Here is a 673-nt window from a genome sequence, read left to right as displayed (position 1 = left end):
GGATAGGCCCTCCCCCAGCCCCTCCCGCAAGCGGGAGGGGAGAAGATACATGACGGTTCATGGCTTTCCTCCGCAACGGATCTCACCGCCCGCGATCAACCGCTGCGCCTCTTCATAGATCGGCACCGCATCGATCCCGATCTTGCCCAGCCGCTCAGCCTGAATGCGCGCATCCTTGTTGTAGAGCGCGTCGAATGCGCGTTGTTCCTGCTCCGGGATACTGGAGAAGGTGATGCCCTCCTTCTTCCCGTAATCGATCCCCGCCTGCTCGGCCTTCAGCAGCTGGCGGTTGAGCGCCGCCTCCCAAACCTTGCGCCCGTCGGCCAGGATCGCCTGCAGGTCGGGCGGGAGCGTGCGCCAGGTCTTGTCCGACATCGCGCGCGCGGGATACGCGCCGCGGCTGAAGCGGATCGTGGTGAAATGTTTCGCGACCTCGGCAAAATGCAGGCTGCGGATCGTGTCGGCCGGGGCCACGACGCCATCGATCACGCCCTTGGCCAGCGCCGAATAAACCTCGCCCATCGGCATGTTGACCGGGTCTGCGCCCAGCTGCTTGAGGATGTCGACCGCGTCGCTCTGCGCGCGCAGGCGCAGGCCCTTGAAGTCGGCAAGGCTGCGGATCGGCCGGTCGCGGGTCAGCACGCCGGGGAAGTTGCCGCCCTGCACCGCCAGC

At 66.6% G+C, this 673-nt stretch carries 1 protein-coding gene; it reads right to left on the bottom strand.

Annotated features, from left to right (window positions below; translation table 11 throughout):
• Positions 1-57 precede the first annotated feature (57 nt).
• A partial coding sequence (gene dctP, locus AX681_RS12230) for a TRAP transporter substrate-binding protein DctP (protein ID WP_197424287.1) occupies positions 58-673 on the bottom strand: 616 nt, incomplete at its 5' end.

It is taken from the genome of Sphingomonas sp. CCH9-E2, from assembly GCF_001557215.1.
In the GTDB taxonomy this organism is placed as follows: domain Bacteria; phylum Pseudomonadota; class Alphaproteobacteria; order Sphingomonadales; family Sphingomonadaceae; genus Sphingomonas.
Note: the sequence above shows the minus strand (reverse complement) of the source record. Positions and strands in the feature narration are given on the sequence as shown.